The 5473-nt window shown below is 68.3% G+C and carries 6 protein-coding genes and 1 pseudogene; 6 read left to right on the forward strand and 1 reads right to left on the reverse strand.

What is annotated here, in order from left to right; genetic code table 11:
- The 3 genes from GJV64_RS10845 to GJV64_RS10855 form a co-directional block, all read left to right on the forward strand.
- Positions 1-541 (forward strand): HlyD family secretion protein (locus GJV64_RS10845; protein WP_164157245.1); only part of this gene is annotated, 541 nt, incomplete at its 5' end.
- On the forward strand, positions 538-2067 hold the full coding sequence (locus GJV64_RS10850) for a DHA2 family efflux MFS transporter permease subunit (protein ID WP_164157246.1): 1530 nt from the start codon (positions 538-540) through the stop codon (positions 2065-2067). The genes GJV64_RS10845 and GJV64_RS10850, both read left to right, overlap by 4 nt.
- Before the next feature lie 49 nt (positions 2068-2116).
- Complete coding sequence (locus GJV64_RS10855; protein ID WP_164157247.1) at positions 2117-2947, forward strand: TauD/TfdA dioxygenase family protein; 831 nt, start codon at positions 2117-2119, stop codon at positions 2945-2947.
- Here the strand turns inward: GJV64_RS10855 and GJV64_RS10860 are convergent.
- A complete protein-coding gene (locus GJV64_RS10860; RefSeq protein WP_164157248.1) occupies positions 2944-3792 on the reverse strand; it encodes an SDR family NAD(P)-dependent oxidoreductase in 849 nt (282 codons plus the stop codon). The two genes, GJV64_RS10855 and GJV64_RS10860, sit on opposite strands and share 4 nt — an antisense overlap.
- Before the next feature lie 101 nt (positions 3793-3893).
- Between GJV64_RS10860 and GJV64_RS10865 the strand changes: the two genes are divergently transcribed.
- The 3 genes and pseudogenes from GJV64_RS10865 to GJV64_RS10875 all read left to right on the forward strand — a co-directional run.
- Positions 3894-4748, forward strand: coding sequence for a pirin family protein (locus GJV64_RS10865; protein WP_164157249.1), 855 nt, complete (start codon positions 3894-3896; stop codon positions 4746-4748).
- 31 nt (positions 4749-4779) lie between these two features.
- Positions 4780-5199: a TIGR01244 family sulfur transferase gene (locus GJV64_RS10870; RefSeq protein WP_164157250.1), complete on the forward strand. Its 420-nt coding sequence runs from the start codon at positions 4780-4782 to the stop codon at positions 5197-5199.
- Positions 5200-5233: 34 nt separating this feature from the next.
- Positions 5234-5473: pseudogene (locus GJV64_RS10875) on the forward strand (hypothetical protein); the annotation flags it as partial.

The raw sequence follows: 5473 nt of genomic DNA on the forward strand, positions 1-5473 counted from the left end.
GCAATCGGCGCGCGGTGATGCCGCGGCGGCGGCCGCGCTGGTGGCCGGCACCACGGTCGCCACCGCGCCCGACATCCGGGCGGCAGAGGCCGTGCTGGCCCGCGCCCGCCTCGATCTTGAACGGACCGTGATCCGCGCGCCGGTGTCCGGCATCGTCACCAACCGCAACGTGCAGGTGGGCCAGCGCATCGCCGCCGGGGCAGTGCTGATGACATTGGTGCCCACCACCGGGCTGTTCGTCGATGCCAATTTCAAGGAAAGCCAGCTGTCGAACCTGAAGATCGGGCAGAAGGCCGAGCTGACCTCTGATCTCTATGGCGGCAGCGTCACCTATCATGGCGAGGTCGTTGGGCTGGCTGGCGGCACCGGTGCAGCCTTCGCGCTGATCCCGGCGCAGAATGCCACCGGCAACTGGGTCAAGGTCGTGCAGCGTCTGCCGGTCAGGATCCTGCTCGACGAGGCCGAGGTGAAGGCGCATCCGCTGCGGGTCGGCCTGTCGATGACGGCGGTGGTTGATACGCGGACCGGCAGCGGCCAATGAGCACGGCGGCGCCTCCGCCGCCGCTGACCGGCGCGCGCCTGTGGATCGCGGCGCTTACCCTGGCGCTGGCCAACTTCGTGGTGGTGCTCGACATCACCATCGCCAACGTGTCGATCCCGGCGATTGCCGGCAGCTTGGCCGTGGCGCCCTCGCAGGGCACCTGGGCGGTGACCAGCTACTCGGTGGCCGAGGCGATCTCGGTGCCGCTGTCGGGCTGGTTCGCCATGCGCTTCGGCACGGTGCGCTGGTTCATGGTCGCGCTGGGCGGTTTCGGCGTCTTCTCCCTCCTCTGCGGCCTGTCGCAGAGCCTCGAGGCGCTGGTGCTGTTCCGCATCGCGCAGGGGTTCGCCGGCGGACCGATCATGCCCCTGAGCCAGGCGCTGCTGCAGTCGATCTTCCCGAAGGAGAAACAGGGCGCCGCCATCGGCCTGTGGGCGGCCACCACCACGGCGGCGCCGATCTTCGGGCCAATCCTGGGCGGTCTGATCTCCGACAATGCCAGCTGGCACTGGATCTTCTTCATCAACCTGCCGGTGGTGGCGCTGTGCCTGTTCGTCGTGGGCCGCACGCTGAAGCCGTTTGAAACCCCGCTGCGGCGCCAGCCCATCGACATCATCGGCTTCGTGCTGCTGGTGATCGGCATCGGCGCCTTCCAGATCATGCTCGACACCGGGCGCGAAAAGGACTGGTTCGGCTCGACCGACATCGTCGTGCTGGCCATCGTTTCAGCCATCGGCATCATCGCCTTCATCATCTGGGAATTGACCGACGATCACCCGATCGTGGACCTGAAGATCTTCCGGCATCGCGGCTTTGCAGCCGCCACGGGCGTGATCAGCGTCGGCTTTGGCAGCTTCTTCGCCGTGGTGGTGCTGACTCCGCTGTGGCTGCAATCGGTGTTCGGCTATTCGGCGACGCAGGCCGGCTATACCGTGGCGTGGATAGGGGTGTTCTCCGTGCTGATCGCGCCGGCGGCCGGGCTGTCCCTTACGAAGATCGATCCGCGCATTACGGTCAGCTTCGGGGTCGTCTGGCTCGGCCTGGTCACGGCAATGCGCACCTTCTGGTCCACCGACAGCAGCTATTTCGATCTGGTTCTGCCGCATCTGCTGACCGGGATCGGCATGCCCTTCTTCTTCATCGGGCTGACCAGCCTTGCGATGGCCAGCGTCAAGCCGGAGGAAACCGTATCGGCGGCCGGCATCATGAACTTCTGCCGAACCCTGTGCGGGGCGATCGGTGCCGCCATTGCCACCAGCCGCTGGGACAGCGAATCGCGCCAGGTCCGCGCTGCCATGGCCGAGGGCATGAACGGCGTGGATGCTGCCATCGGCCGGCTGCAGAGCGCCGGCCTTTCAGCCGAGCAGGCGCGCGCCAGCATCGACCGGCTGCTGGAGGTGCAGGCTGCCACCCTGGCAAATCTGCACATCTATGCCGGCACCGCGCTGCTGTTCTTCGCCGCCGCGGCGGCCGTGTGGCTGATCCCCAGGGTGAAAATCAGTGGTGCCATGGGCGGCGGGCATTGACCTGACCTCCCCAGCCCTGCCAGCATCAGTGCAAAATGGGGAGAGGTTGATGCGCGTCGAACCGACGGGACAAGCCTGCGGCGCGGTGGTGACCGGAATCGATCTGACCCGGCCGCTGGCTGCCGCCGACATGGCCGCCATCCGCGCTGCCTGGCTGGAGCATCACGTGCTGGTGTTTCCCGATCAGCGGCTGACGGATGATGATCTGGAGGCCTTCACGCTGGCCATGGGCGGCTTTGGCGAGGACCCGTTCATCGCGCCCATCCCCGGCCGGCAGCACATCATCGCCGTCAAGCGAGACGCCGACGAGACCGCACCGCTGTTCGCCGAAAACTGGCACAGCGACTGGAGCTTTCAGGCGCGTCCGCCGGCCGGCACCTGCCTCTATGGCATCACCATCCCGCCGGTAGGCGGCGACACGCTGTTCGCCAACCAGCACAGGGCGCTGGACGAGATGCCGCCTGAACTGCGCACCCGCATCGAAGGGCGGCAAGCCATTCATTCGGCGCAGAAGGCCTATGCGCCCGATGGCTTTTACGGTGCTGGAGATAAGGGCCGCTCCATGGATATCCGCCCATCGGAAACGGCACGCGCCACCCAGCTGCATCCGTTCATCCGCAAGCACCCCGAAACCGGCCGCGAAGGCCTGTTCAGTTGCCTGGGCTATATCATCGGCTTCGAGGGGATGGCCGACGAGGAGGCGCTGCCGCTGCTGGTGGAACTTTATCACTGGCAGGGGCAGGAGCGGTTCCAGTATCGCCACCGCTGGCAGCCGGACATGCTGGTGATGTGGGACAACCGCTCCGTGCTGCACGCCGCCACCGGTGGCTACCAGGGCCACGCCAGGCTGTTGCACCGCACGACGATCGCGGCGGTTTAGCGCCTCGGCACCCGCCCCCTGATCTTGTCGAAGCCAGCCTTGATGGCGGCAAACCGCATGTCCACGCCGGACTCAAACTCGTTGTCGGTGAAGATATAGGGCCAGTCGCCTTCGATGGCCTCCACCACCAGTTCGCCGACATAGAGCGGATCGATGCCGTTCTGGATGGCCTTGGCGACCATGGCGGCAAAATCGGCCGGCAGCGCATCGGGGTTGGCCACCGGCACCTTGCCGGCCAGCCGTTCCGGCACGGCGCGGGCGCTTTCCATGATGCGGGTGCGGATGAAGCCCGGGCACAGCACCGACACGCCGATGCCCCTGGCCGCCAATGTGGGCCGCAGCCCTTCGGACAGCGCGACGACGCCATATTTGGTCACATTGTAGCCCGGCGCCACGGCCGCCACGAGCCCGGCCATCGAGGCGGTGGAGACGATGTGTCCGCCCTCCCCGTGGGCCTCCATCAGCGGCCCGAAAATCTCGAATCCCCACACCACGCTCATCAGGTTGACGCCGATCACCCAGTCCCAGCCGGCATCGTTCCAGTCACCATAGCCGCCGCCACCGCCCACCCCGGCATTGTTGACGAGGATGTGGACCTTGCCGAAGCGGTCGATGGTGGCATCAGCGGCGGCCTGCAGGTCCGCCTTCAGGGAGACATCGGCGCGCACCCCGGCAACATCGGCGTTGGTCGCCGCCAGCCGCGCCACCGCGCGCTCCAGCGCATCGGCCTCGATATCGGCCATCATCACCTTCACACCAGCCTGCGCCAGCGCCTCGGCAATGCCCAGCCCGATGCCGGAGGCCGCCCCCGTCACGAACGCCACCTTGCCTGCCAGATCCTGCATGAAATTCTCCCCTTCCGCGCCAATCTGGGCCGGCGTTGCGGCGGCGCCAACTGTCACTTGGCTCAGCGATTTGCTATCAGTGCCGCCAAGGAGCCGCCCCCATGCCGATTGCCCAGTCCATCCCCGGCCGCGCCCGCGATCTGGGCGGTTTCTCGGTCTCGCGCGTGCTGCCGGCACCGCAGCGCCGCCACCTCGGCCCGTTCGTGTTCTTCGACGAGATGGGCCCCGCCGATTTTCCGCCCGGCGCCGGGATCGACGTGCGCCCGCACCCGCACATCGGCCTGGCCACCATCACCTGGCTGTTCGCCGGCGCGCTCGGCCACCGCGACAGCCTGGGTACGGTGATCGACATCCACCCCGGCGCCGTGAACTGGATGACGGCGGGGCGCGGCATCGTCCATTCCGAGCGCACCCCGCCAGCCGAACGTGCCGCCGGCCACCATCTGCACGGCATCCAGGCCTGGGTGGCGCTGCCGGTGAGCGAGGCGGAATGTGATCCCGCCTTCGATCATTATCCCGCCGAGGCCATGCCGCGCCTGTCACGCGATGGCATCGAAGCGGCGGTGATCGCCGGCAGCCTGTGGGGCCTCACCTCACCGGTCCGCTTTCCGCATCCGATCCTCTATGCCGAGCTCAGACTGGCGCCCGGCGCGCGGCTGGCGCTGCCGGCCGACTGGTGGGAGCGCGGCGTCTATCTGGTGGATGGCGCCGGCCGGCTGGACGGTGAGCCGCTGACCCGTGGCGCACTGGCGGTGGCTGGCGACGGCGATGCCGAACTGGTGGCCGATACGCCGCTCGTCGCCATGCTGCTGGGCGGCGCGCCGCATCCCGAACCGCGCCACATCGAATGGAACTTCGTTTCCCATGATCCGGCGCGCATTGCCCAGGCCGTGGCCGATTGGCGGGCGGGCCATTTTGCCCCGGTGCCGGGCGAGACCGAGTTCATCCCCTATTGAGCGGGGCCGGGGAGGGGCCTAGGATTCTTCCATGTTCATCACACTCACCGACAATGTCTCCGTGGCGCCGCAGATCAGCCCCGCCGATGTGGCCCTCGCCGCCGAGCAGGGCTTTCGCACCATCGTCAACAACCGCCCCGATGGCGAAAGCGCCGACCAGCCGGCCGGCGCCGAGCTCGCGGCGGCCTGCGCCGATGCCGGGCTGGCCTATGTCGCCATTCCCATCGATCACACCGGCTTCAACGCCGATCAGGTGGCGGCGATGGCGGATGCCATGCACAACGGCCCGGTGCTGGCCTTCTGCCGGTCGGGCACGCGCAGCTGCAACCTGTGGGCGCTGGCAGCGGCGCAGGCTGGCGGTGATCCCGCCACCATCATCGCTGCGGCCGGGCGCGGCGGCTACAATGTCGCCGGGCTGTTGCCGCTGCTGAAGCAATTGTCGGGGGGCTGAGCTGGGCGGCCTGCTGCTCTTTTCCATCCTCGGCGTGGCCTTCCTGATCTGGTTGGCGCGGGCGCTGGGCTTTGCGGCTTCGGCGCGCCTTGCCGATGCCGCGCAGGCCGCGCGACTGGCCAGCAATGCGCTGCCCGACTTCCGGCCGGCGGACGTGGCGCTGTCGCGCGATGGCGGCGGCGCGCTGGTGGCCGGCAGTGATGGCCGCGTCGCCCTGGTGCGCCCGCTGGGGGACCGGTTCGTGGTGCGGGCGCTGGCTGGCCGCGAAGTGGCG

The sequence above is a fragment of the Sandarakinorhabdus rubra genome (genome assembly GCF_010994245.1).
Lineage (GTDB): Bacteria > Pseudomonadota > Alphaproteobacteria > Sphingomonadales > Sphingomonadaceae > Sandarakinorhabdus > Sandarakinorhabdus rubra.

What these genes read in the sequence shown, in the direction of transcription:
- GJV64_RS10850 (WP_164157246.1), top strand. Translation starts at nt 538, where the DNA reads ATGAGCACGGCGGCGCCTCCGCCGCCGCTGACCGGCGCGCGCCTGTGG.
- GJV64_RS10855 (WP_164157247.1), top strand. Translation starts at nt 2,117, where the DNA reads ATGCGCGTCGAACCGACGGGACAAGCCTGCGGCGCGGTGGTGACCGGA.
- GJV64_RS10860 (WP_164157248.1), bottom strand. Translation starts at nt 3,792, where the DNA reads ATGCAGGATCTGGCAGGCAAGGTGGCGTTCGTGACGGGGGCGGCCTCC.
- GJV64_RS10865 (WP_164157249.1), top strand. Translation starts at nt 3,894, where the DNA reads ATGCCGATTGCCCAGTCCATCCCCGGCCGCGCCCGCGATCTGGGCGGT.
- GJV64_RS10870 (WP_164157250.1), top strand. Translation starts at nt 4,780, where the DNA reads ATGTTCATCACACTCACCGACAATGTCTCCGTGGCGCCGCAGATCAGC.